This is a genomic window from Adlercreutzia equolifaciens DSM 19450, assembly GCF_000478885.1.
GTDB lineage: Bacteria > Actinomycetota > Coriobacteriia > Coriobacteriales > Eggerthellaceae > Adlercreutzia > Adlercreutzia equolifaciens.
In genome coordinates, this window is record NC_022567.1 from 2,832,405 (window position 1) to 2,856,151 (window position 23,747).

16 protein-coding genes and 2 tRNA genes are annotated in these 23,747 nt (G+C 58.3%); 1 reads left to right on the forward strand and 17 read right to left on the reverse strand.

Going from position 1 to position 23,747, the window contains the following annotated elements; translation table 11 throughout:
- Nucleotides 1-4: 4 nt before the first annotated feature.
- The 16 genes from AEQU_RS11530 to AEQU_RS11600 form a co-directional block, all read right to left on the reverse strand.
- Nucleotides 5-2,374 (reverse strand): MucBP domain-containing protein, encoded by a 2,370-nt coding sequence (locus AEQU_RS11530; RefSeq protein WP_041714725.1) that lies wholly within the window; start codon nucleotides 2,372-2,374, stop codon nucleotides 5-7.
- A gap of 374 nt (nucleotides 2,375-2,748) precedes the next feature.
- Complete coding sequence (locus AEQU_RS11535; protein WP_022741784.1) at nucleotides 2,749-3,324, reverse strand: signal peptidase I; 576 nt, start codon at nucleotides 3,322-3,324, stop codon at nucleotides 2,749-2,751.
- Nucleotides 3,325-3,405: 81 nt separating this feature from the next.
- Nucleotides 3,406-4,554, reverse strand: a complete 1,149-nt coding sequence (locus tag AEQU_RS11540; protein ID WP_022741785.1) for a MucBP domain-containing protein — start codon at nucleotides 4,552-4,554, stop codon at nucleotides 3,406-3,408.
- Nucleotides 4,551-5,435, reverse strand: coding sequence for a hypothetical protein (locus AEQU_RS11545; protein WP_022741786.1), 885 nt, complete (start codon nucleotides 5,433-5,435; stop codon nucleotides 4,551-4,553). The genes AEQU_RS11540 and AEQU_RS11545 overlap by 4 nt, the downstream gene beginning before the upstream one ends.
- Before the next feature lie 4 nt (nucleotides 5,436-5,439).
- Complete coding sequence (locus AEQU_RS11550; protein ID WP_022741787.1) at nucleotides 5,440-6,213, reverse strand: hypothetical protein; 774 nt, start codon at nucleotides 6,211-6,213, stop codon at nucleotides 5,440-5,442.
- Between the two features lie 3 nt (nucleotides 6,214-6,216).
- Complete coding sequence (locus AEQU_RS11555) at nucleotides 6,217-6,939, reverse strand: hypothetical protein (protein WP_022741788.1); 723 nt, start codon at nucleotides 6,937-6,939, stop codon at nucleotides 6,217-6,219.
- 2 nt (nucleotides 6,940-6,941) lie between these two features.
- Entirely contained in the window at nucleotides 6,942-10,883 is a 3,942-nt protein-coding gene (locus tag AEQU_RS11560; RefSeq protein WP_022741789.1) for a hypothetical protein, read from the reverse strand.
- Nucleotides 10,884-11,349: 466 nt separating this feature from the next.
- The gene (locus AEQU_RS11565) at nucleotides 11,350-12,768 is read right to left on the reverse strand and encodes a glycosyltransferase family 2 protein (RefSeq protein ID WP_022741790.1); all 1,419 of its coding nucleotides are present in this window, start codon (nucleotides 12,766-12,768) and stop codon (nucleotides 11,350-11,352) included.
- Nucleotides 12,765-13,850 (reverse strand): hypothetical protein, encoded by a 1,086-nt coding sequence (locus AEQU_RS11570; protein WP_022741791.1) that lies wholly within the window; start codon nucleotides 13,848-13,850, stop codon nucleotides 12,765-12,767. Before AEQU_RS11570 ends, AEQU_RS11565 begins: the two co-directional genes overlap by 4 nt.
- Nucleotides 13,851-13,853: 3 nt before the next feature.
- Entirely contained in the window at nucleotides 13,854-15,410 is a 1,557-nt protein-coding gene (locus tag AEQU_RS12555; protein ID WP_022741792.1) for a hypothetical protein, read from the reverse strand.
- A 15-nt stretch (nucleotides 15,411-15,425) separates the two neighbouring features.
- Complete coding sequence (locus AEQU_RS12560; RefSeq protein WP_022741793.1) at nucleotides 15,426-16,184, reverse strand: hypothetical protein; 759 nt, start codon at nucleotides 16,182-16,184, stop codon at nucleotides 15,426-15,428.
- 12 nt (nucleotides 16,185-16,196) lie between these two features.
- Nucleotides 16,197-17,744 (reverse strand): CotH kinase family protein, encoded by a 1,548-nt coding sequence (locus tag AEQU_RS11580; RefSeq protein ID WP_022741794.1) that lies wholly within the window; start codon nucleotides 17,742-17,744, stop codon nucleotides 16,197-16,199.
- An 11-nt stretch (nucleotides 17,745-17,755) separates the two neighbouring features.
- Nucleotides 17,756-18,439, reverse strand: coding sequence for a DUF4956 domain-containing protein (locus AEQU_RS11585; protein ID WP_022741795.1), 684 nt, complete (start codon nucleotides 18,437-18,439; stop codon nucleotides 17,756-17,758).
- 15 nt (nucleotides 18,440-18,454) lie between these two features.
- Entirely contained in the window at nucleotides 18,455-19,150 is a 696-nt protein-coding gene (locus AEQU_RS11590; RefSeq protein ID WP_022741796.1) for a polyphosphate polymerase domain-containing protein, read from the reverse strand.
- 246 nt (nucleotides 19,151-19,396) lie between these two features.
- A tRNA-Ala gene (locus AEQU_RS11595) sits at nucleotides 19,397-19,472 on the reverse strand.
- Between the two features lie 136 nt (nucleotides 19,473-19,608).
- Nucleotides 19,609-19,685 (reverse strand) — tRNA-Ile (locus AEQU_RS11600).
- Between the two features lie 439 nt (nucleotides 19,686-20,124).
- On the opposite strand from AEQU_RS11600, the gene AEQU_RS11605 reads away from it, so the two are divergent.
- Nucleotides 20,125-20,637 carry a bifunctional nuclease family protein gene (locus AEQU_RS11605; protein ID WP_022741797.1) on the forward strand — a complete coding sequence of 171 codons (513 nt, stop codon included), beginning with the start codon at nucleotides 20,125-20,127 and terminating at the stop codon, nucleotides 20,635-20,637.
- A gap of 299 nt (nucleotides 20,638-20,936) precedes the next feature.
- Here the strand turns inward: AEQU_RS11605 and gyrA are convergent, their stop codons facing one another.
- Entirely contained in the window at nucleotides 20,937-23,531 is a 2,595-nt protein-coding gene (gene gyrA, locus AEQU_RS11610) for a DNA gyrase subunit A (protein ID WP_204019928.1), read from the reverse strand.
- Nucleotides 23,532-23,747: the final 216 nt, after the last annotated feature.

Sequence of the window (23,747 nt, forward strand, 5' to 3'; positions counted from 1 at the left end):
TCCTTTACTCTTCGATGGGTTGCGCCGCAGACTGCTGTTCGCGTTTGCGGCGCCGCATCCACCAGATAAATATGGCTGCCCCGGCGAGGGCTGCAAGGCCGATTCCAACGGCCATGGCCACGGTGTTCATGCCGGCTCCTTCTTCAGTGCCGGACCCGAGCGGGGTTTCCTCATCTTGGATGGCTCGCTCGGTCGCAGTGTCCTGACCGTCGAGATTGGTCAGGGGGTTGTCATCGTCGTTGATGACGGTTTGGGCATCGCCCGCGCCCACGCCCGCGTCCACGCCGGCAGCAGCGGCGCCGTCAGCGGCCGGTGCTGCCACCGGAGTCGCCGTCATGGCCGCATCGGCCGGAGCTGTGGCAGGACGGTCGGTGTCGACAATCTGGGTGCGGCGGATGGTGATGTTCGCGCTCAGCTCGTCGTTCACATTGCGGTAGTAAATGGTGTAGGTGCGCGCCGGCGAGAAGTACGCATGGCGAATGGCTGTCTCCTGGCCCGCCAGACGCACGTAGGTTTCACCGCCCTGACTGAAGCGCTCCTCGCCCAGGATTTCCACGAAGTCATTGGTCTCCGGGTCGATGGTGATGGTTTCGCTGCGCAGGAGCTCGCTGTTGGCGATGTTCATGTACTGCACGGTAATGTCGTAGGTATCGCCCGGCAGGTAGTCCTCAGGCACATAGTAGACGTACTGCAGAACGTCGGTGCCCTTCTCCAAGTCTTCCCAAGCGTAGGTGATGGGATCCATGTTCCCCGACCACGGCACCAACCCGTCCTTGGGAGCCGGCGTGTAGGTGGCCGAGGTCTCGGGGGTCACCTTGTACTGCACGCGGTTGATGACATCGCCGGTGGCGCCGTTCACTTCCACAATGGTGAGCGCCACTTCCTTGGTGGCGTCCTGGGACAGGTACTTCGCCGTCACGGTGCGGCCGTTGGGGTAGCTGCCCGCTTCAAGGCCGACCACCGGGTTGTCCTTCACAGTTTCAATGGAAAGCGCGTCTATGGCCTCGTTGGCGCTGGCGGCATTCGTCTCGATAGTCCATGAGTCCAGCGTGTAAAAGTTCACGCCCCAGTTGTCCTTCGTGCGGTCGGTGGAAACGCTGTCGTCGGCGTACTTCAGCGCACTCATGGAGAACGTGTTGGGTAGCGTGTACTGATAGCCCTTGCCCTTCACGTCCACCGAATCGCTCCACAAAAGGTTGCCGTCCTCGTCCACATAGCGCACGGTGACCGGATAGGCGCCGGCTTCGGTGGACTTCACTTCCATGACGCGGATCTGCTTCGTCGACTGCTCGGGCGTCAGCAAGATCTCGCTGCCGTTCAGGCGCTGAATGACGCGGTAGTAGTGGCGCACTTCCTCGCCGTCCTGGTTCGTCGTGGTGGTGAAGAAGGACTTCTTCACGGCGACCGTCTTGCCGGGGCCGATGTTTTCCACGACCTCGGTCTCAACGATGTTGCCCTGCTCATCGACGTACTTTACAGCGCCGGAAATGGCATCGGCGGCCACTTGGCGGTAGGTCACCACGAAACGACCCTGGCCGCGCTCGCGGTCGGCTACCGGCTCGCCGGCGGCTGTGAGCTTCGCGCTTTCATAGGCGATAGGGGTCTCGCCGGTGATGTTCTTGTAATAGGTGGTACCGGCGCCAACGGTTTCCGCGTAGCTGTCCCAGCTGTCGTCGATAGTGCGGATGCCCAGAAGCTTCCAATCCTCGGACTGGTCGCTGTTCACCAGCTTCGCATAAATCGGCCAGATGGTGCCTTGGTACACGAGCGTGCCCTGACGCTTGGCGTCGTAGACCTTCACCTTGTAGTTCGGGAACTTCGACGGATTGCCGAAGGCCTCCTGCAGGTTCTGCGCGAAGTTGCCGGCTGGACCGGTGAGCTTCAAGGCGACCACTTGGGCGATGCGCTGGGAGGCGGCGCCGGCGTACTCGTCATTGTTGTTGGTTTCGATGTTCTGGCCTTCGACGATTTGGTAGGCGAAACGGGGCGCGATGATTTGACCGTTCTTCTCTACTTCAATATAGATGGTCTTGCCGGAGCCGCCGTCCACGCGGAAGAGGTCCCAATAGCCGTCCTTGCCGTTGACGGTCATGAAGTCGACACCGTGAACGTCGCCGCGCTTGACCTTGGCGGCTTCGGCGGCAGCTGCGGCAGCTTCGGCCTCGGCCTTGGCGGCATCTTCGGAGGCGGCGGCATCGTCGAGCACCGAGGAGGGCTGCTCGATGGCCGGGGTCTCCTCGTCGTCAGCATAGGCGTGATCGATGAACGTTGTCATGTTCAGAAACGGCAGCACCAACAGCAACGAGAGCAACGTTGCGACAACCTTGCCCTCTGTGGTGTTCCGAGCGTCCATGAACCGCGCTTGGATCCGCATACTCCGCACCTTCTCTCTCTCTTCTCTCCTACGGTGCCCTTACCAACTCTCTCCAGTTGATGTATCGCCTGCTCATAAGCGGAATTATTCTTACTCGTAGATAAATGGGCAGGGGAGTTCCATGGCACCGCGTCTAATATACATACTTCCCTAATTGATGAAAATGCCTGAAATGTCTACGTTTTCGGTCATCAATAAGTGTGATGCCGGAATATGATGTTTGAACTGGGGTTATACGATATCTACCTAAGATCTGGCAGTTTACCCTAGCAGAAGTTGACAGGGTAATGATAGGTTTTGAAGTTAGGACATAACAGTCTAATGACGACTTAGAAGATCATTAATCTATTACTTGGCTGTTACTAAATATGAGTTTAACCATCATCTTTACTGGTCGCCATAGACCGAAGAGCCGTCCCCACAATACAGAGAGCGGCGCCCATGAGCACAATCCACCCGAGCGTCAGCCTTCCCGCCGTCGACCCGAGCGAGATGAGAAACGAGCCGCCCATAGGCAAGGAGAACACGACTCGTCCGAGAACGTTTCGGAAGGGGACGGGGTGCATGTCGGCCTCGGCGTTGGCATCGCCTTTGGTGACCAATTCCTGACTGTCTTCGTCAATAGTGAGCACCCGATGAACGATGACGTCGTCGTTGCGCCAGAAGGCGGCCACGTCCCCTTCCCTAAGCTGGCTTCCGTCGATAGATTCGGCGTAGACCACCGATCCTACGGGAAGCGCCGGGGTCATGGACCCCGACACGATGGCGTAGGGCTGTACTCCCATGATGCGGGGCACGACCAGGACCAGAATGCCGAGAACAATGAGCAATCCCAGGATGAGCGAGCCTGTTACCGAGCAAATTTTCGCGATGAGGCGCAGTCGCCTAAGACGGCGTTCGACCGATTGGCTGAAGGCATCGGAGGTTATGTTCGCATCTTCCCTTTGCATTGCCCCTATTCTAGCGTTGCCGTCACCTTCCTCAGGGCGCGTGGCGGACGAACAGGGCTAGAACACGATTGCTCCAAGCTTTTAAACTTGCGGGGAGGCTGCGTCTTCCTTCTGCATCTTGCGCGCCCGCACTACAATGAACACGATCGTGGCGGCGATGACTGCAGCAGCAAGAGCCCAAGGCCACCACGATGCCGCTTGGGCATCTTGTTGGAGGCCGTCGTTGGCCGCACCTGCCAAGGCGTTCTCGTCGTCGTTGATAGTTTGGGGCTCGGGGGTAGCGAGCGGCGTGCCGTCGGCGGCGAGCACCTGGGTGCCGTCATCGGTTGTGAGGACTGGTGTCGCGGCGGAGCCTTCCGCAGCGGGACCATCCACGCCGGCAGTGGTTGTCTCGTCGGTGGCCCGCGCGGCGGCCTCGGGAGCCGTGCTGGCCACGGCGACCTCTTCCGTCGTGGGCGCCGTTGTGTACACCCCGGTGGCCGCGGAACCGTTCGGGACTACGACATCAACGCGGCCTGAGGGCTGTTGGACGGTGGACGCCCCCTCGGCGAGGCGGGTATAGCGGAACGTAACAACATTGTTGGCTTCGTCTTCCGAAAGGGTGAGCAACACGAGCGACGCATCGGGCACGTAGTTCTCAATATAAATGGGAGCTGTGGCCGGACGGTCGCCGATATCGCCGAAGAACGTTTGCGGTTCGCGCAGGGGCGCGCCGTCGGCATCAACGTAGTTCACCGTGTAGGACACGCGATTGGCCAGAATGCCGTAAGCCACCACGAAGTCGGTATCCTCCGAGATGCGCACGTCGGTGTTGACCAAGCTGCCATCGGCCGCTGACATCGCGTAAAGCACGGTATCGACGCCGGCAACATTGATGGGATTGCCGGCGGCATCAACCTCATCAGTGTTTTTGTCGGACCGAATATTGTCGAGGCCCGCCAAGCGGATGCCCTTAACGTAGTACTTGTCATTGGTCACGTGGTACTGCAGCGATGAGAAGTCGGCCGTGTCGTTGAGGGCCACGCCTCCATCGAGGGCCACCGATGCCGCGGCGTCCCCCTCCCCCAAACTCACCATGCCATTGTTTCCCGCGTACACGGTAACGCGATACGCTTCAGGGGTATACGGAGCGGCGGCGTAGGCGGGAACGGCCGCAACCGAAAGCGCCAGCGTGAGAGCGCACGCCATTGCGGCGGAGGCCATGCGGCGCTGTTTGTTCAGGTTCTTCATCGTGCGTCGTCCTCCTTGTTCTTTTGCCGACGCTTATTCACTAGGGCGACCACAAGCACTATCGCAGATACCGCAACCACCGCCATTACAAGACCAAGGGCGATGGTATCGCCTGTTTGGGAAAGGGGGTTGGTCGATTTCTGCGGTTCAGGGGCCGGTGTGGTTTGAGGCTGGCTCGGTTGCGAAGGTTCCGCTTCTTGCTGCGTGGCGTCACCGAGAGTGCCAGGCTTGTCGGTTGGCTCCGCAGCGAAGGAAAGCTGGATCTTGGCATCGGAATCGAAGTAGGTGTTGCCGTGAGTTTCTCCGTCGATGGCGACTTCGAGCGTCATAAGGGCTTTGGCCTCCGGGGCAAGCGTATCGAGGAAGAAATACTCGCCCGTGGCTTCAGTGGCATCGAAGAGACCCTCCGTGGAGGCTGCACCGCTGTTGGCAGACGACGAGTCGCCCGAGACCACCTCGTTGGTGATGATGACCTTGTCTTCGCCCTTAGGGCTCGTATAGGTGAGCTTGTAGCTGTACGAACCGCCGCTACGCAGCGATTTCTCCATGGATTCCAGCACTTGGTTCTTCATGTACCAGTCGGCGGCACCGTCGCAGTTCTCGAACATGGTCACGGTGAACTTCGCCGAATCACCCGGCTGCATGCCATTCAGCTCTTTCACGATATCGGTGGAGCCCTGATCGCTCATGGCGGTTCCCGTGAATTCCACCGTCCAGGCTTTTTCAATCGTCTGCGCGTAAGCGGGCGCGGCGAATCCGATGGCCGCCGCCAAACTTACGAAGAGGGCAATTGCGGCCCACAGCGCGGCCGCCTTTACCAAAGGGCCGCTTTTGCGCCGTTGAATTTGTTGCTGATGCAAGGCTTGCATAGGAAAGACCACCTCGCTAGTTTTCTTGCGACCAGTTGAGGCCCTGATCGGTAAAGACCGGCTGGGTCATATCGATGCCCCACGCACTCTTCGCGGCGTCGATGGCATTGTTCACTTGCACGGAATCGACCTGGGCTTCAAGCGCCAACCAGCAGCGGGAGTAATCTTCCTGGGCTTCTTCGATAGCAGGATCGATGCTGATGCCGGTCACCGCGGGCCATGCTGCAGCCTGCCCCTGGGGGAGCACCGTTTTGTAGTAGAACACCTCGCGCTCGGGCGTGCATTCCGCCTCGGAGCGCACCCAATAGCGCGCAGCGTCGTCATCGAACCGCAGCTGAATAAGGGCGGGGTTCAAACGATCGGTCTTCACGCGATTGTCGGGCTGTCCCTCAGCGGGCTTTTCGCCCTCTGCCCAGTACTTGCGCACCGTGAGACGAACGTATTCGTCCATATCGCTCGAGCGGTTCTGCACCGAGAGGCGCTCGTCGTACACCTCGCCGGGAATCATGAAGCGATCGACGTTGTTGGGATTTTCCGCGGTGGGGCGCTTCAGCAACGTTTCGGGGTTGGCAATAAGGCGCCCGTTTTCGGCCACCAGCTGATCGTTTTCCGTAAGAGCCACTCCAATGTGCGTCTGCTGGATTTCCGCTACGTAATCGCCGCTGAAATAGGTGAGGGCAGAACGAGCGGGACTCACGGCAATCATCATGAGGCAGGCAGCGAGGGCGGCAACGAGCACGATAAGTGCGATTCGCGTTTTCAGCGGAAGGTTCTTTACGAACTGAGCCATTACCTATTCACCGTCCTTTGAAGCGGAGCCAGCGGGAGAGGCTTCTTGCGAGGCGGCGTCGTCGGAAGCGACGGAGTTGGAAGCGGCGCCGTCAGACGCGGCGTCGTCGGAGGCGGCAGCTGCCGCCAGGAACTTCGGCCCGTCGGCAAACGTCCCCAAAAGACCCTCTTTTTCGTTGAAGTCCTGCGCAGAGGTACATTGCTGCACCACCACGATATCGAAGGGCTGATTGAACGTACTGCCTTCCGTCAGCGTCGCCTTTACGGTAAACGCCGGCGTTGCCTGCCCAGGAGCGAGCGGGTAGGGCCAGTAGAACCACCCTTCGCTGTTAGATGCCGGATCGCCCTTATCATCGCGCCCGACAACATTCTGCGTCCAAGAGGTCGCCTCACCGGCGAACTCCGGAGCAATGGTCACTCCGGCGCCTTCGGGAAAGTCGGGGTAGAACAACTTCACGCGCACCATGGCGTCCACCGTGCCCGTGTTCTTGACCGTAACGGTTTTCTGGCCGTTGTCGTCGGGGTATTCGTCAACCTCGGTGGTCGGGGTATCCGGGTCTTCCGGAGTGTCGGGGGCATCGGGGGTGTAGCTGAACGAGATCATGCCCTGGGCATGCTGCGTATCGGTATAGTAGGCATAAGCAGTACCGGCGGCAACGCCCAAGCTAAGAACGAGCGCGACGGCGAGAGTCGACGCGCCATAACGGGCGAGATGTTTTCTAGCCATGGCTACTCCTCCCCTTCGATAGGATGCACCGGCTCTTTGCGACTGGTGTAGTTTGCATCGGGCGTATACGTGAGCTTTCCGTCAGCGTAGGTGAAGTTGCCTTTATCATCTGCGATAGGCTTGTAGCTGTTGACGACACCAGTTTCGAAGGACTCGGTAATCCCCTGGTTCACGAAAGCAACCTCTATCGGCTTCGGTGCAGGCGACTTCGCCGTACTCGACTCCAGCGCGCCATCGGGATCGCCTGAATCTGCCTCACCTGGATCTTCCGCTTGATACTTCACAGCACCTTTCCAGCAATTCGATTGCGACGCGTCGAAGTTATCACCGGAATAGTAGAGTTCTTTCACTATGTAATAACCCTCGGGAAGATCGGTTAGGGTCTTTGTGTCCATACCGTCCGCTCCAAACGCGAACCCGACCGTGTTCCGATAGATGATCTGGCTTGGAAGCTCGTGGTTCATGGCGCTTTCATCGGTGTAACCCGTCACTTCGAACACTGCCGTCACCGTGCCCGCGCCTTCTTGAAAGTTCGACATCTCCTTGGTGATGGAAAGCGCCGCCTTCTTCGTGTCGGGCAGAACCGGCGTCCATGGCTCTTCGGGATTCGTGCCGATGGTGATCTTGTCGTTGCAGGCAATGCCGGCGCCGTGGGTGTTGGAGTAGTTGCCGTTGAAGAACAGCACGGCCTTAGCTTCCGCGGCGAGCTTTGCGTCAGGGCTGGGATGCGCCGTGAGGAACGTAAGGCGGTCGCCGTGAACCATGATAGGGCTATCTGTGGGCAGGCTGTCTTTCACTATCTTGTGCATGGGGTAAGATTGTTTATCCTTCTCCGTGCGCGTGAAAACGTCCGTTAGCGTGGCCCCCGTGTCGGGCACTGCATAGCCATAGGAATTGCTTGCATCGACGGTCAAGCTGAACTCAGTTTGCTCTGGGAGGCTGGAGGGCCATACCTCTGAAACTGCCTTGACGAGACAAGAGCCTGAACTCGTTCCATAATTCGGTGATTCCCCTAACCCAAGATCTTTAGCATCTTCGTACTTGAGAATCCATTTCGCTGAGCTAGGAATGTAATTTTTGCACTCGTCTAGTACATGAAGGGTGAATGTACCGCTGGCGTTTTTCAGAATGTTACCGCCTATCTTGACAGCTTCGTTGGATGCCAACTTGCCGTTAAACGTTGTTGTCACTTTGCCATATTCAACTCGTTTGAAATCGAGCTGCCCTACTGCGGCATAACCATCGGTGTAGCCTTCCCAGTTGTAGTAGCCGCCACCGAGCATCTGGCTGGACACCGTGCTTTCTTTCGCGCAGAAGAAATCAGCGGCGAGTTTCGTCGGGTCTATCTTGCCCTTCAAGCCGTAGCAAGAATCACCGTTAAAAGGCTTCTCGCCGGCATGAAGGTTCTGCTCGAGGAGCCACTGATCACCGTATTCGTTGGGATTTTCTGTCGCGCTTTTTCCCAGCGCCTTGTTGTCGTAGATGGCAGCCTCGGACGACAGCACGATGCCGTTGGTGCACAGCGCCACGCCGCCACCGAGACCCTTGGCCGTATTGTTCGTAACGAGAGGATAGTACACCGTCATTCCGGTCGTTGTGCCGTGGTCGGCCGAGGAGAGGAACAGGCCGCCTCCACCGTAGTCGTAGTAGGTGGCGGACATGTTGTTGGTGATGTAGCCCTGCTTGATGTAGCTTTCCTTCAACGTTGCCGCGTTAATGCCGCCGCCTTCGCTGGTACCGGCGTAGTTCGAGGAAATGAGGCAGTTATCAATTTTCAAGACGGGATACTTGTAATTCTGGACGCCTCCCACGGCAAAGATGCCGCCACCGCCATCGGAGGCGAAGTTCGCGGTAATGTTGCCGCCGTTGATAGTTGTTTCATCGAGGGTGAAGACGCCGCCACCGCCACCGCCGGCGTTTTTCCAAAATTCTGAACTGTTGTAGGCGGGGTGATTCTTTGCGGCGCGATTCGTTGGATGCACAGCGCTGCGATCGTTCTCGGAACGGTTGTTGGTAATGTAGGCATTCCCCTCAATGGCGAGCGTGCTTTTCGTGCCGTCGTCGGTTCGGCCCTTGATGTAAATGCCGCCGCCGTCGGCATAGGCGGTGTTGCCGGCAATGACAGCTTTCCCGCCAACCGTAACAGCGCAATTTCTGTCGGCGAAAATGCCGCCGCCATTGCACGAATCAGCATACTTGCCCTTTTCCACAGATGTGATTGGTTCCGACCCGGCTTTGTTGCCTGCAATAAGGGCATCCCCGCCGATGGAAATATTCGCCTGAGGCGAGCCCTGATCGCTGCGAACCCACATCGCGCCGCCGTTTTTCGCGGCATGGTTTCCGGCGATGACCGCGTTGCCGCCGATGTTGATGTTGATAGCGGCATTATTCGTGTTCTGGTTGTTTGCGCTGATGGCGGCTCCATGACCAATGGTGGTAGAGCCCACAATGAAGCCACCGGTCATTTCCAAGGTGCCGCCCTGGTTCATGTTCACCGCGTGGGCGTCGCCACCCGTCGCCGACAGCCGGCCACCCTCAATGTTCAAGGTAGAGGCCGGATTCGCAAGGAACACCACGCTGCTTGCTTTGTCGGCAGTGTCATTTGTCGAAGTGATAGAGCCCACGGTGCTCATGTCGATGCTATAGCCAACCTGGTATTCGTTGGTCGCCCCAACTTGCTGCACGTTTCTGTGGGATTCGGCGATGTAGTAAGTGAGCACATCGCCATTAAGAGTAGCCTCCTTGCCTACCGCCCCGCGAAAGATTCCGAGGTAGCCGGTTTTCAAATCCCCGGCATTACCTTCGTTGGGTTTGGGGAGAAGAGAGGGCCCGTTCGGCAAGGCCTTCCGAAGATCGGCATCTTTCGTTGTGAAATCGGTAATGGTGAAGGTGGCAGGGCTATTTTTTTCGCCGACGCTAAAGAGGTTGTCGGCAAGGTTCGTTTCGATCTTTCGACCGTTCAAATCCAGCGTCTTATTGCCGCGCACAACTACTGGCGTAGTGGCAACAATGGGCTCGTTCGAATCCCCCGAGATAACCACGGTCGCCTCAGCGGGCTCTGGCGCCGATAGGGCTTCGGCGATTTGCGCCCAGCTCTCCATGGGAACGGGGCCCTTCACCACCTTAACGATAATGATGGCCTCTTGCGCGGCAGCTTCCCTCAGCGCGGATTGAGGAATAGTGTAGTTGCCGCCCTCGTTAGAAGAGACGGTGACCTCGACGATGTTCTCGTCTTCGCTCGTGCCATCCGTATCGGAGAGAGGGGTTTCCGCTAAAGGAGTGCCGGCCTCTTCGACAACTTCCGCCTGGCTTGTTTGCTCGGCAGAAGCCGCAACAGGCGCTTCTCCGTCTTGATTGCGCTGCTGCAGCACGGCGGCCGTTTCGGGAATTGACTCGATGATCTGGATATTCTGGGCAATATTCGAATTCTCGCCCGTTGCCTCGTCGGCAGTTTCCTCGTCGGCAGTTGCCCCATTTTCTGAGCCCTCTTCGCTGGCAGTTGGGTCGGAAGGATCGGTCGCCGGGCGCTCCCCTGCCTGCTGTGAGTCGTCACCTTCGGCAGGTTCCGAAGATTCGTCATTGGAGGGGTTATTAGATTCGCCCTTAGAGGACGAATCTTCGGTAGTGACACTACCGAAGCGCTGGAAGTAAGACACTTGGAGAGAGTTCTGCCCTTGGCCTTCAATGGCGAACGTGAAATCTTTCGAAGCGGGAACAGTATATGTTCCGGAACCTTCGCTGGGCTCTGCATCCGTCTTAACGGTCAGGCCGTCATCGAGCTGGAACTGCACCTCGACTGTTGTGTCGTCGACAGCTTCCGCCTGACGCACGCCACCTGCAGCGAAGTTGCTGAACGAAGCAACAAGCGCCACGGCAACTATCGAGGCAATCGCCTTTTTTGCTGCCGAGAATCCATAGTCGCTCATCCGAGTCATCACTTTCATGCTTCACCGCCCTCTTATGTGGCAAGGCTTCTCTCTCCTTGCCTTTTCCTCTCTCATCAGCGCAGCTGTAACGTGAATCTATACCCAAACGCTCATTTTACGGCTGATAATTCCCTGTTGTCTAGCTGTTAATTGGTTTTTAATTACCTTCTTGCATAGATAAGCTTTTTTATCAGCTATAGCATACGCTTAGAGGGAGCGTGCGAGCCTATTTGGAAAGATGTTGACAGTCTTTTGGTAGTCTTTTGAGAGGGTATTTCCGCTTCTCATACCACCCGTAGGAGAGTTTTGCGGAATGCGGCGCCTATTCTCAGCAAGCTTGCGGGGTTTGGTACCCCGGGGCGCCGCGCTTCTGCCAGGGCAGAACTGCAAGCCCGCGCTTCTTTTGCGGGGCAAAACTGCAAGGCCGGGCGAAGGGCATTCTCGTTGAAAGAGCAGCAACCCATCGGGTTTGGAAATCGTCCTCTCACTCCGCCTTAATCTGGGTGCGGGTGATTTTGTCCCAGCGGCGATCTTTCTTACGGTAGCCCACCAAGGCCAGCATGCGCGTGACGGCCATGATGAAGCGCAGGATAGTCACCTCGAACAGCGACAGGCACAGCGCGCGCACCACATCGAGTTTCGACAGATGCAAGTCGCGAGTCTGCACGCGGGAGAAAAACGCTGTCAGCGACATGATGGCGCCGTAGACCGCATATATGAGGAAGAACAGAATCATGTAGGGCACGTTCACGAAGTTGAATGCCACGGCCAAAATCATCGTGAGGATGCCGAACAACTCGATGATGGGGGACAGCAGCTCGTACACGAGAAAATACGAGTAGGAAAGTGCGCCCACCAGGCCGTAGCGCAAGTTGGCGAACACGCGCCAGTGCTTGGTCATGCATTCGAACAGGCCGCGGTGCCAGCGCTTGCGCTGGTTGATGAGGTCGTGCAGACTCGCCGGGGCTTGACTCCAGCAAATGGCCTCGGGAGCGTACTTGATGAGGTAGTCGCGGCCGCTCGTGCGACAGAAGACGTGCAACTTCGTGACCAGTTCCATATCTTCGCCCACAGTATCGCGGTCGTACCCTCCGCAGGCGACGACCACATCCTTGCGGAATAGGCCAAAGGCGCCGGAGATGATGAGGTTGCCGTTGAACTGGTCGAACAGGATGCGCGCCGAGAGGAACGAGCGGTCGTATTCCAGCACCTGCATGGCGGGAATGGTCTGCTTGGGCAGCGAGTAGCTCGTAAGCCGACCGTCCTTCAGCTCCACGCCGTTGGAAAGACGCACCAAGCCACCGACGGCCACCACGTTCTCATATTCGATGACCGGGGCGATTATTTCGTGCAGCGAGTCGTACTGCAGTACAGAATCGGCGTCGATGCCAACAAAGTAGGGGTACTGGGAGAGGTTGATGCCCATGTTCAAGGCGTCGGCCTTGCCGCCGTTCTCTTTACGCACCAGCGTGATGGGCACCGAACCCGCCATGCCGTACCACACGCTTTTCACGGGGTTGCAAGGCACCTGCAGACGGATGGGGCGCTCTATCTCATGCAGATCGAAGGCGTCGATGACCTGTTGAGCCGTGTCATCGGTCGAGCCATCGTCCACCACAATGATTTCATAGAGGCTGTAGTCGAGCTTGAGCAGAGACGATACCGAGCTGACCACCGTGACGCTCTCGTTGTAGGCGGGCACGATGACGGAGACGGGCACGTAGCAGTCGGCCATGATTTGGTTCTTGTAATGGGTCTCGCGCTTGCGTCGGTAGAGAAACGACGAGCCCACCGTCACCGACAGGAACAGGAAGGTGGAGTACCCGATGAGGTACAAGATGAAGAAAACGCCGACGACGCTCAGGAACGTCTGTATCACCGCGGCCCCGGTAATCGTGGTCATGGGTTCATCCCCTCCAGTTCCCAGCGGTAGGCAATCATCTCGCGCGCATAGCGATCGTCGCCTTCCATCACGTCGGCCAGCTCCGCCTCGGGCACCGCACCCATATCGTACAGGCTCTTTGCCGCGTTAAACCGGACGTACCACAAAGGGCTGGAAAGCAGCCGCTTCAGCAGCGCCTTGGTCTCGTCGTCGGGGTAGGACACAAGGGAGGCCGTGGCCACCGAGATGCACTCCCATTCGCCAGCGTTCTCCTGGACAGCGAAGGCGCGCAGAGGCGCGGCGACGGCATCCCACGGGTTGGTCATGAAGTAGCGCATACAGGCGATACGCACCTCGTGGTTGGTTCGCTCGTCTTCCATCATGGCCAGAATGCGTTGCTTGTCTCCCCGATGACGCATGCGCAGGAAGTTGATGACGGCGCCCTGGGCTGCCGGCGACAAGCGATCCAGCTCGCAGGCAAGCGCGTCGGCCAGCATGTCCTTGTCGCCCGAGAAGCAGAGGATGGTCTCGGTGATAAGCTTCGGATGGTGAAAGTCGTCGGCGCCGTCCAGCACCTTTATCGCGCGAATCATCACTTCCACGTCCTCCAGCTGCGCGAGCGCTTCGAAGGCGTTCTGGCGCAGGAAGATGGAACCCTCCTCGGCGAAGTGGATGAGCGCGCTCACAATGGTTTGCGACGCGGGACGCGTGCGGTACCAGCGTTTCACGATGTAGGCATAATAGGCCTGGTTCAGCGGCTTCTTCTGTTGGTAGTACCGGGCGAGACGATCGAAAATGTCAGAGATGCCGAGAAGGTAGGCGGTGGCGTGCTCGTCATTGAGGGCGCTCATATGGCCCAAGGTGAGGTCGAAGGATTCCAAACCAGGCAAGCGACGCATGCTCTTCTCCAACTTGCGCTTGTGGCGCTCGGTGGGGAAGTCGGCGTTCAGGACGATTTCCTCGCTGAGAGCCAGGGCCATGCGCTGGGTTTTCTTCTTGAAGTTGTTGTCGCGGGTATGCTCGAAGGCGGCAAAGCCGAGATCGAAGAAGGCCATGGCCACCGACACGCCGATGTAAAAGAAGATGAGCCATTCTATTTGCATCGGCTACTCCCTCTCCGCTTCGACAGGATCAGCATCAGGGGCAGCCCCAGCAGAGGGAGCCGCAGCAGCAGCGGGCTCGGCAGCGGCCTCAACCTCGGCGGCAGTCCTTTCCGACTCCTCGTCCGTATCCCACAGCCCCTGTGGGTCTTTGCCCTGGGCCCACATCTGCTGCACAAGGTAATAGCTGGGCTTGAGCCGCTCATGATACGTCACTTGCGGGCCCCAGCTGCGCAGGGGCACATCGAACAGGGCGATGGTCTCCTTGCCCGTGCCCACGCCGATGCCCATGGTGTCTATTGTCTGGTTCTCAACACCGTAATGCTCGTAGTAGTCGGCGTGAATCTGCATCTCGGCCGGATTCGAGAAATTCAGCAGCTGCCAGGGGATCTTGATTTCCACGAAACCATCGCCGTAGCAGAAGTCGGCCAGGGAGTTGTATTCACCGTGGCTGGGGTTGGCGTCGCCGTAGGTGAGTTTCCCCGTCTCGTAGGTTTGGTAACGGAAGTTCTGATCGGCTGCGACACCCCCGTTCGCAGACGCATCCTGAGTGCCTCCGATAGCTGCCTCCAGCTGACCGTAATCACGCAGCGTCTGCAGAAGCAACTCGATGGGAACGAACTTGGGCGAGTCCTTGGCGGGCACTTCCACATAGGGATCCTCGCCTGTAATGGCATTCAGCGAAGTGGCCCGTAGCACCTCGTAGCGTTCCTGCACCAGAACACGGCTGTCATCGCGGCCGTTGATATCGATGAGAAAGTCGGCCTGGCGCGCGAACTGGGCGCTCGGCTCCTCGCAGCGGGCCGAGCCGGAAAGCTGGGTGGTGTCGATGGGCAGCAACAGACGCTCCCGCTCGCTCACATCGGCGCCGCTCACCATGAGATAGATGAACTTCTCGTCGTACTGCACCGACAGTTCGCGTCCCTCGGCCTTTCCAACCACATCGGCGGCATCCCATTCCTCCCGGTCGCCGTCCACGTAGCTGACGCAACGCTCTTCGCCGGGATCGAAGGACAGCAAGCCGAAGTACTGCTCGTTGGTCTGGTAGTCGCTCCAGTAGGGCGTCTTCAGCAGATCCACATTAGCCATGGTATTCCATGTGCGCTTGAACCATTCGTCCTGCCAGCTGAAGATGATGGCTCCTGCACATCCTGCATCCTTGATATTCTGCCAGGATCGGACGATGGCGCGCCCTTGGGCGGCCTCGTCTATAAAGCCCTGGTTGCGATGGGTGTTCGCGTCCCACTGCGCCATGCCACGACCGCTGGGCACGCCGAACTCGGCAATAACGACAGGCAGGCTGTGATGCTCCTCAATGAGCTTCAGATACGTGTAATAGGTGTTGACATTGCCCTGGGGGTCGCGCTGCTCGTAATACTCGGGCAAATGGCGTAGATAATCGGGATAGTACGGGTAAATATGATACGACGCGAACATGCCTGAGAGCACCTTGTTCGTAGCCTGAATATGCTCGACGTCGATGCTCGCGTACTTGGTGAAGAAGGCCTGCAGCGCCTCGGGATAGTCGAAAGGGTCAGTGGTGGGCCAGTTGCTGAATGCCACGAGGCGCTGCGCGGCCTAGCGATCGGTCTCGTAGCGGAGCACCTCGTTGCCCACCTGGGCGAGCATGGCCTCGAAAGGCGTGGCGTCGGCAGTTGTGGCAAGGTAGTCGCCTTTGAAGGAGGCGCGATCCTCCTGCATCATGTCGGTGTAGGCGACGGTGACCGCCTCCCATTCCACACCCAAAAGGTAGCCCGTAACCCAGGGCGATATGTCCTTGGTATAGAAGCCCGTGCCGGAGACGCGGCCCAACTCCACGAAGCGCTGGCCGTGGATGACATCGACCACCGTGCGAGCATCGGCTTTGAACTTCTCCAGGTAATCGTCGTCGAAGGCGTCGCGGTGGGAATTCTGGATGTAGTCGTCAACCCACACGCCATGCAGCAGGTATAGAGGATCGTCGTTGCCCTCGTTGAACTCGTAGAACGCCTCGTAGAAATCGGATCCCAGAAGCGTGTACACGCGGATGGTGTTGGCGCCCATAGCCTTGATTTGGCTGAACCAGCGCAGGTAGGTTTCCTTATCGATGGCGTAATCGGTGGCGAAGTGACCAGGAATGCCCGAGCCCATGTCGACACCGCGGATTTCGTAAGGCGACGAAGGTTGGGCGGGGTCCTCCATCAGATAAAGGTTCTTCCCCTCCTGGTGGGCCACCACTTCAATGGGCCGGTTCGCGTTCTGGGGCCACGGAAGGTAGAACCCGTGGAACAGATACGCATAGGCAAGTCCGATACCAAGGGCCAGCAAACAGCAGCACGCTATGATGTATCGCTTCACGGTTCCTCCCTTCTAATGGTTGTAGCGCTTAACGGCCGACTCGTGAGAGTATTGCCGGATATTCTCGATGTTGCGATCAAGCCAGGCCGCGCGGCCCAGCAGGCTGTCCTTCATCTGGGCGAGCGCTTCCTCGTAGGAACGCGGATTGCGCTCGTCGGGGACGAGTTTCATGTTGGCCTCTACGTTCGCGGGATCGTAGGAGTAGCCCCACCGCTGGTCGTTGCGCTCGCGTGCGGGGCCCAAGTAGTCCGCCGCGCCGCGGAGGTAACTTTCCAAACGCTCGTCCGACAGAATTGTTTCCCGCAGCTGCCGATAACGCTCGATCACTTGGTCGGTGAACTGCTCGTCTTTGGTCAGCATGAAGAACAGCGGGCGGTCGATCATGATGAAGCCGTTATCTGACAGATCGCGTTCCATATAGTTGTTGAAGGCGTTGTTGAAATCCCACAGCGGCCCAATGCAGAGCTTGCCACCGAAATCCTGGTAGAAGTACGCGGAGAACAGGCCGGCATCGCTGTTGAGAGCCAGCTCGTTGACAATGAAATAGTCGACGAACGTGTCGACGTCGATGGTGCTTTTGTAGCTGTACGGGTCGGTGTCGTAATCGAAGGAGTACAGCGCCTTTTCGAAGCGATTGAACTCGTCGCAGATCCACTGACGCTGATCCGGGGTGAGCACGTCCTCCGAGGGATAGACGATGTCGAGGGGAGAGGAGGTCTCCTTTATTGCCGTGAGGAAGTCGAAGGCGATACCCGAGTCCTTAGAGATCCAGTCGCGCTTGACGATGAAGCTGGTGGCTGGCGAGGAGGGGTCAGTCTTGCGGATATCGACCCGCTCGGGGTCGCGGCGGATGCTTTCCATCAGCAGATAGACGCCCTGATAGTCACCGTCGACAAACAGTTCGCACAGACGCACTTCGGGGGTGAAGGGCAAGATTTCGCCGAAAAGATTGAAGGCGACATAGTTGCGCAACAGCGTTTTGTCGAGGAAAGGGCCGTTGAGCACCCAGTTCGAGCCTGCGCCCATGTCGAGAAGATCCTCTGGCGCCGGTGTGAGACGGTCGTCTTCCGTGAACCGCAGCTGGTAGCTTTTCTTGTCGAAAACGCGGGAGGAATGGCCGCGGATATGCATCTCCGCCCGAGCTTCAACGGCCGACTCGTCGCTGAGCCGGACGGCACGAGGCTGCTCGTTGGAAGCGGCTCGCAATTGAAAGCGGACGGAAATGGACTCCTCTCCAGCGGCGCTGAGCGTTGTTTCTGCGATGCCCTGCTCATCGTGGGCCTCGACGCCCGCATCGTCCAGCACCGCATCGCCTGGGATGGGCTGACCGCCGGTGTCGATGGAGATCACGGGCAGGTGGCTAGCGAATTCGCGCGGGTCGGTTTCCAACTGGCTGGCCGCGCGTTGGTCAGCCTCCGGCAAATCAGCCAGAGCTTGGGCCTGCTCGTGCTGATGGTAGCGTGTCAGCTTCTCGGGGGGCTTGTCGGCGAGCACGGTCGCGCCCGCGCACACCACGAGCACGAGCGCCATCGTCGCCAATGATGCCACACGGTACTTCATTGCCGCGAACCCTAGCTGCCGATCTCGTCGTTCTGGGCGACGATGTTCACATATTCAATGCCGCCCAACGCGTAAAGGTCAGTGGTGATGGGGTTGTCGGCACGGCGCTGGCTCTTCAGCAGCACGCCGCGAGACAGCTCGTACATCAGCTCGATGGACTCGTCAGTGGTGTTCTTCACTCTCTCCACCGCGCGGCCACGGAAGTACTCGAACACGAGTCCTTCGATGGCGAGCTCCTGGGCGCGCGATGCGCGGATGACCAGCAAAGTGCGCACATCGTTGCGCACGCGACCGAGAATGAGCAGCACGACAAACACCGCAGCGCTGCCGATGCCAGCGGCCATGAACTGGCCTACGCCGCAGCAAATGCCGCAGATGATCGCCCAGAAGATGTAGGTGGTATCTCGTGCATCCTTGATGGCGGTGCGGAAGCGGACAATGGAGAGTGCGCCCACCATGCCGAGGGACAGTGCGATGTTGTTGCCGATAACAGTCATCACCGTGGCCGTGAGCACCGTGAGCGTGATGAGGTTGATGTTAAACTTCTGCGAGTAAATCGTGCCCGCATGGGACAGCCAATAGGAAAGAAAGATCACCAGGCCCAGCACCACGGAGACGGCCACGCGCAACAAGATATCCTCGGCCGATACGCCGACATTCGAAGTCTCGAAAAGCTGGTAGATCTGTTCTTTCATGCTGATTGTCTTCCCTTAGAACTGATAGGCCATAGTTGTGCTGCGTGCCAAGCAGTACTTGCTGACAGAGAGTTCGCTTTTGTCGGCGCCGTTGAGCAGCGTGCGGATGTAGCTGAGCAAAAAGCCGTCGAACTTCACTTCGAGAATCACGTTGAAGGAGTCGAATACCGGGCTGAGGCTGAGCTTCTCGCTAAAAAGGTCGAGGCAGGTTTCTGTAGCGCGGATATTGCGATCAAACGTGATACGGATTTTGTTCTCCTTGGCGATAAACGCCGTACGGTCGTATTCCACAATGGTTTTGGGCCGGTAGCCGTTGATGGCCATAAGGCCGTGCATTTCCGCCGCGAAAGGTTCAGATCGCTCGGCCAAAAATCCGTAGGATCCTTCCATGAGACGGCGCGCTTCGTGACGGCTGACGAACAGCGAGCGCTTCTGCTGCACCTCTCCCTGCTTCTGCTTCAATTCCAACAGAGCGAAATCGGCGTCGGGAGAATAGGTGCGCAGGCGAACTTTGCGGCGGGGGTCGAGGCCGAAGAGTTTTTCGGCATAATCTCGGTCATGAGGAGTATCGAAGTACAGCGAGCGCACGGGATAGCCCTGGGCTCCGTTATGCACATCTCCTTGCAGCACCGCCTCCAGCTGACTTTGCAATGTCTGCGCGGACGCCAAATCGAGAAGAAACTTCTTCTCTTTCCGATTGACGTTGCGCATTGCTGCTCTCCCTTGAAATTCTATTCGCCCATGCCGTAATCCGGCGTGAGTTTCCAAATGTTGGATTTGTTGACCTTACTAGTCTTTATAACAGAATGTCAACGCGATGCCTAGACTATTAGGAATGCTATTTGTGACACGAGGAAAGCCCTATGCGTCTTTTTCCACAATCGGCGCTATTTCTCTGCGTTGCCAGGTAAAAAGAAAAGGTCAGCGGCATTTCTAAGCGGCTGACCTGGTAATTCATGGTGGAGCGTAGGGGGATCGAACCCCTGACCTCAGGCTTGCAAAGCCCGCGCTCTCCCAGCTGAGCTAACGCCCCATGGCATGCACCCATGACCATCGCTTTGCTTATTCGGGATTTCGACAGTTTAAAAAATCGGCCGATTCTGGCCCGAAATATAATAAACGCTCCACCGGCTAACTCGGCTCACGGTGGAGCGTTTATCGCAAAGTAATGGTGGGCCCGAATGGATTTGAACCAGCGACCTCACGCTTATCAGGCGTGCGCTCTAACCAACTGAGCTACGGGCCCTTGAAAAAGTGCTTGACTATCTTAAGCCTGTTTCATAGGTGAGGTCAAGGAAAATTTTTCCGATTTCCAAAACGTACACGACACGCCGCGAACGGCACGAGTAGTATCCTTTTAATCAGAATATGAATTATTTCACCTTCCGTGACAGTATCCTCCCTTTCGATGTGCGAAAAGCGACTTATACAGACATTCGAAACTCCAGGATGCAAGAATTTTGACTTATACAGGCAAACCTGCTCCTTGTTTTATTTCGGAAATGCCTGTATAAGTCGCTTTTCGCGTCCTGGACTCAATGTTTTTGTCACCGGAAGATGGGCTTAAGCGGTTAAACATTCCAAAAGTTTAAATAAGCTTGGTTCAATAATGAGACAATAGACATCAAACATAGAAAGCTCAATCTGCAATCATGTTCTCATCGAACTAGAGTAAAGGACAAAGCATGGTTCCGTTGAAAGTGTTGACATTGGTGGTGGCGGGGCAGAACCAGCCGTCCGTGCTGGTGCTGCAACCCGTAGAGGAGACGCCAGCGGGGAAGGCGCGCATTGTGCCCATTTGGATTGGCCCCACCGAGGCGGCACAAATCGGGATGGCACTGGAGCATGTGAAGTTCGCGCGGCCCATGACCCATGACCTCATGCTAGATGCGCTCACCAATTTGGATGCGTGCGTCGATTCCATGGTGATTTACGGATCAAAGGGGCAGATGTTCTTCGCGCACCTGGTTCTTTCCCAGGGAGGACGACTCATCACCTTAGACGCCCGGCCGAGCGACGCCATTGCCCTGGCGCTTCGGCAAGATGCGCCGCTCTATATTGAAGAGACGGTACTTGACGCTTCTTCGTTCCCGTTTCTCTTCAAGGGTGAGAAGCAGACGGAAGAGGAACTGGCAGCGTTCAAGACATTCCTCGACCATATATCCCCCGAGGATTTCGGAGATATCGAACAGCTTTAGTTTTCTTTCATCTGTGATAATATAACTGAACCAGCAAAGTCCGTGTGCGGGCGGGGCCTACTACAAAGGAGGTTTCGCCTATGAATGAATTCCTGATTGCTTTGGCCGCCATGGCCAACGTGGTGACAGCTTTGCTATCACTGTGGCGGGAGTATAAGCACCAACGGATGGAGAGGATAGACAAGAGGGACTAGCAGCAACTAGTCCCTCAAGTTGTTAACCCGCTCCGCCCGCTCAACCGTTAACCAAACGACGGGCTTTGCTGGTGTTTCTACTATAGCACGTTTTCTAACGTTTTGCTACTCTTCCGTCTCTTCTCCCTCGTCGCCCAGATCGTCGTCGAGGTCGTCGATGGCGAGAGTGCCTTCCTCGCTCTCCTCCTCGAGCAGGCCCATCTGGTTCTCGTCGGCGGGTGCCGCCTTCTTGGCCTTCTTCTTGCCGGTGGAGGCGATGGCCACCGCGCACACCTTGTCCTTGTCGGCGACGTTCATCACCTTCACGCCCTGGGTGGAACGGCCGAGCTCGGAGATGCCCTTCACCGGGGTGCGCACAATGACGCCGTCCTCGGAGACAATCATGATCTCGTCATCGGGGCCGACGATCTTCATGACCGACAGCAGGCCCTTCTTGTGGGTCATCGTAATGGTGTAGACGCCCTGGCCGCCGCGATGATGCTCGGGGTATTCCTCTATCTTCGTGCGCTTGCCGTAGCCCTTTTCGGTGATGACGAACAGGTCAGTGCCGGGCTTGGCGATTTCCATGCCGAGCACGTGAGCGTCGGCCGGCACGTTCATGCCGCGCACGCCCATGGTGCCGCGGCCCATGGCGCGGGCCTCCGACTCATCCCACAGAATAGCCTTGCCTGCGCTGGATACCATGATGACCTTCTCGCCCTTGGCCACGCGTTTCACGGAGATGAGCTCGTCGCCGTCCTTCAGGTTGATGGCGATGAGGCCGTCGCGGCGCGTGCGGTCGTACTGATCCATGGAGGTCTTCTTCACGTTACCCTGAGCCGTGGCGAACATGAGGAACTCCTCGGCCGGGAAGTCCTTCGTGGCGATGACGGCCGAGATGGACTCGCCCTTCTCCAGCGGCAGCAGGTTCACGATGGCCGTGCCGCGGGCATGGCGGCCGGCCTCGGGGATCTCGTACACCTTCAGGCGGTAGACCTTGCCCTTGGTGGAGAAGAACAGCATGTAGGAGTGCGTGGAAGCCACAAACAGGTGCTCCACGAAGTCGGCGTCCTTCAAGTTCACGCCTTGCATGCCCTTGCCGCCGCGCTTCTGCTGGCGGTAGGTGCTCACGGGCAGGCGCTTGATGTAGCCGGCCTTGGTCATGGTGACGACCATGTTCTCTTCGGCGATGAGGTCCTCCACCTCGATATCCTTGGCCTCGCCGGTCAGGCGGGTACGGCGCGGGGTGTTGTACTTCTTCTTGATCTCTTGCAGCTCTTCCTTGATGACCTGCTTCAACAGGTTCTCGTCGGCAAGGATCTGCTTGTAGTAGGCGATCTTCTCGCGCAGCTCGGCCAACTCTTCCTCGATCTTGGTGCGCTCCAGGCCGGTCAGACGGCGCAGGCGCATTTCCAGGATGGCGTTGGTCTGCTTCTCGGAAAGGCCGAAGCGCTCGGTGAGGCGCGCGGCGGCTTCCTTGTCCGTCTCGGAGGAGCGGATGATGTGGATGACCTCGTCGATGTTATCGAGCGCGATGATGTAGCCCTCGAGGATGTGCTCGCGCTCCTCGGCCTTGGCCAGCTCGTAGCGGGTGCGACGGGTGACGACGTCTTTCTGGTGCTCGATATAGTAGAAGAGAATTTCCTTCAGCGAGAGCACGCGCGGGGTGCCGTTCACCAGGGCCAGCATATTGCAGCCGAAGCCCACCTGCAGCTGGGTGTGCTTGAACAGCTTGTTCAGCACCACCTGCGGGATGGCGTTGGACTTCAGATCGATGATGATGTCGATGCCCTTGCGGTCGGCGGCGTCGTGGATGTTGCTGATTTCGGGCAGCTTCTTGTCGCGCACCAGCTCGCCGAGCTTCTCCAGCAGGCGCTTGCGGTTCACCTGGTAGGGAATTTCCTTCACCACGATGGAAGCGCGGCCGTTCTTCTTTTCCTCGATCTCGCATTTCGCGCGGATGGTGAGGTTGCCGTGGCCGGTCTCGTAGGCGTCCAGAATGCCCTTCTTGCCCATGATGAGGCCGCCCGTGGGGAAGTCGGGGCCGGGCATGGCGGTGAGCAGGTCCTCCGTCGTGCAATCCGGGTTATCGATCATGAGGCAGGTGGCGTCGATGGCCTCGCCCAGGTTGTGGGGCGGGATGTTGGTGGCCATGCCGACGGCGATGCCGTTCGAACCGTTGACCAGCAGGTTCGGGAAGCGCGACGGCAGCACCGTAGGCTCCTGCAGCGACTCGTCGTAGTTGGGCTGGAAGTCGACCGTCTCCTTGTCCAGATCACGCAGAAGTTCCATAGCCGGCTTGTCGAGGCGCGCCTCGGTGTAACGCATGGCAGCGGCGGAGTCGCCGTCGATGGAGCCGAAGTTGCCGTGGCCGTCGATGAGAGGCAGGCGCAGGCTGAAGGGCTGGGCCAGGCGCACCATGGTGTCGTACACGGCGGAGTCGCCATGGGGATGGTACTTGCCGATCACGTCGCCGACGGTACGGGCCGACTTCATGTGCGGCTTGTTCGGCGTGTAGCCGGACTCGTTCATGGCGTACAGGATGCGGCGGTGCACCGGCTTCAGACCGTCGCGCACGTCGGGTAGGGCGCGGGAGACGATAACGGACATGGAATACTCGAGGAAGGAGGTCTGCATCTCCTTGCCGAGAAATGCCGCGCGCACGATGGTGCCCTCGCCGCCGTTGGCTCCCTCGATGATGGAGCCGTGGGGGTTTGGCATGTCGACCATCAGCGAGCGGGCGCGCTCCTCCTCGGAGATGAAGCCGGGCTCGTTGCCGTCCTCGTCGGCGTCTTCCACGTCTTCTTCTTCATCGAGGGTGGAGCTGGCGCTGGCGAGTTCCGCGTCGTCGTCGCCCTCGTCATCGGTGTTCACTTCCTCGGCCAGGTACAGGGCGTCCTCCTCGGCGGCCTCTACCTCGTCGCGGTCGTCGTCGAA

Bases quoted from the DNA above. Each gene is read 5' to 3' on its own strand.
- AEQU_RS11535 (WP_022741784.1), bottom strand. From the start codon at position 3,324: ATGCAAAGGGAAGATGCGAACATAACCTCCGATGCCTTCAGCCAATCG.
- AEQU_RS11540 (WP_022741785.1), bottom strand. From the start codon at position 4,554: ATGAAGAACCTGAACAAACAGCGCCGCATGGCCTCCGCCGCAATGGCG.
- AEQU_RS11550 (WP_022741787.1), bottom strand. From the start codon at position 6,213: ATGGCTCAGTTCGTAAAGAACCTTCCGCTGAAAACGCGAATCGCACTT.
- AEQU_RS11555 (WP_022741788.1), bottom strand. From the start codon at position 6,939: ATGGCTAGAAAACATCTCGCCCGTTATGGCGCGTCGACTCTCGCCGTC.
- AEQU_RS11590 (WP_022741796.1), bottom strand. From the start codon at position 19,150: ATGCGCAACGTCAATCGGAAAGAGAAGAAGTTTCTTCTCGATTTGGCG.
- AEQU_RS11530 (WP_041714725.1), bottom strand. From the start codon at position 2,374: ATGCGGATCCAAGCGCGGTTCATGGACGCTCGGAACACCACAGAGGGC.
- AEQU_RS11565 (WP_022741790.1), bottom strand. From the start codon at position 12,768: ATGACCACGATTACCGGGGCCGCGGTGATACAGACGTTCCTGAGCGTC.
- AEQU_RS11605 (WP_022741797.1), top strand. From the start codon at position 20,125: ATGGTTCCGTTGAAAGTGTTGACATTGGTGGTGGCGGGGCAGAACCAG.
- AEQU_RS11585 (WP_022741795.1), bottom strand. From the start codon at position 18,439: ATGAAAGAACAGATCTACCAGCTTTTCGAGACTTCGAATGTCGGCGTA.
- AEQU_RS11580 (WP_022741794.1), bottom strand. From the start codon at position 17,744: ATGAAGTACCGTGTGGCATCATTGGCGACGATGGCGCTCGTGCTCGTG.
- AEQU_RS11570 (WP_022741791.1), bottom strand. From the start codon at position 13,850: ATGCAAATAGAATGGCTCATCTTCTTTTACATCGGCGTGTCGGTGGCC.
- gyrA (WP_204019928.1), bottom strand. From the start codon at position 23,531: ATGCCAAACCCCCACGGCTCCATCATCGAGGGAGCCAACGGCGGCGAG.
- AEQU_RS11560 (WP_022741789.1), bottom strand. From the start codon at position 10,883: ATGAAAGTGATGACTCGGATGAGCGACTATGGATTCTCGGCAGCAAAA.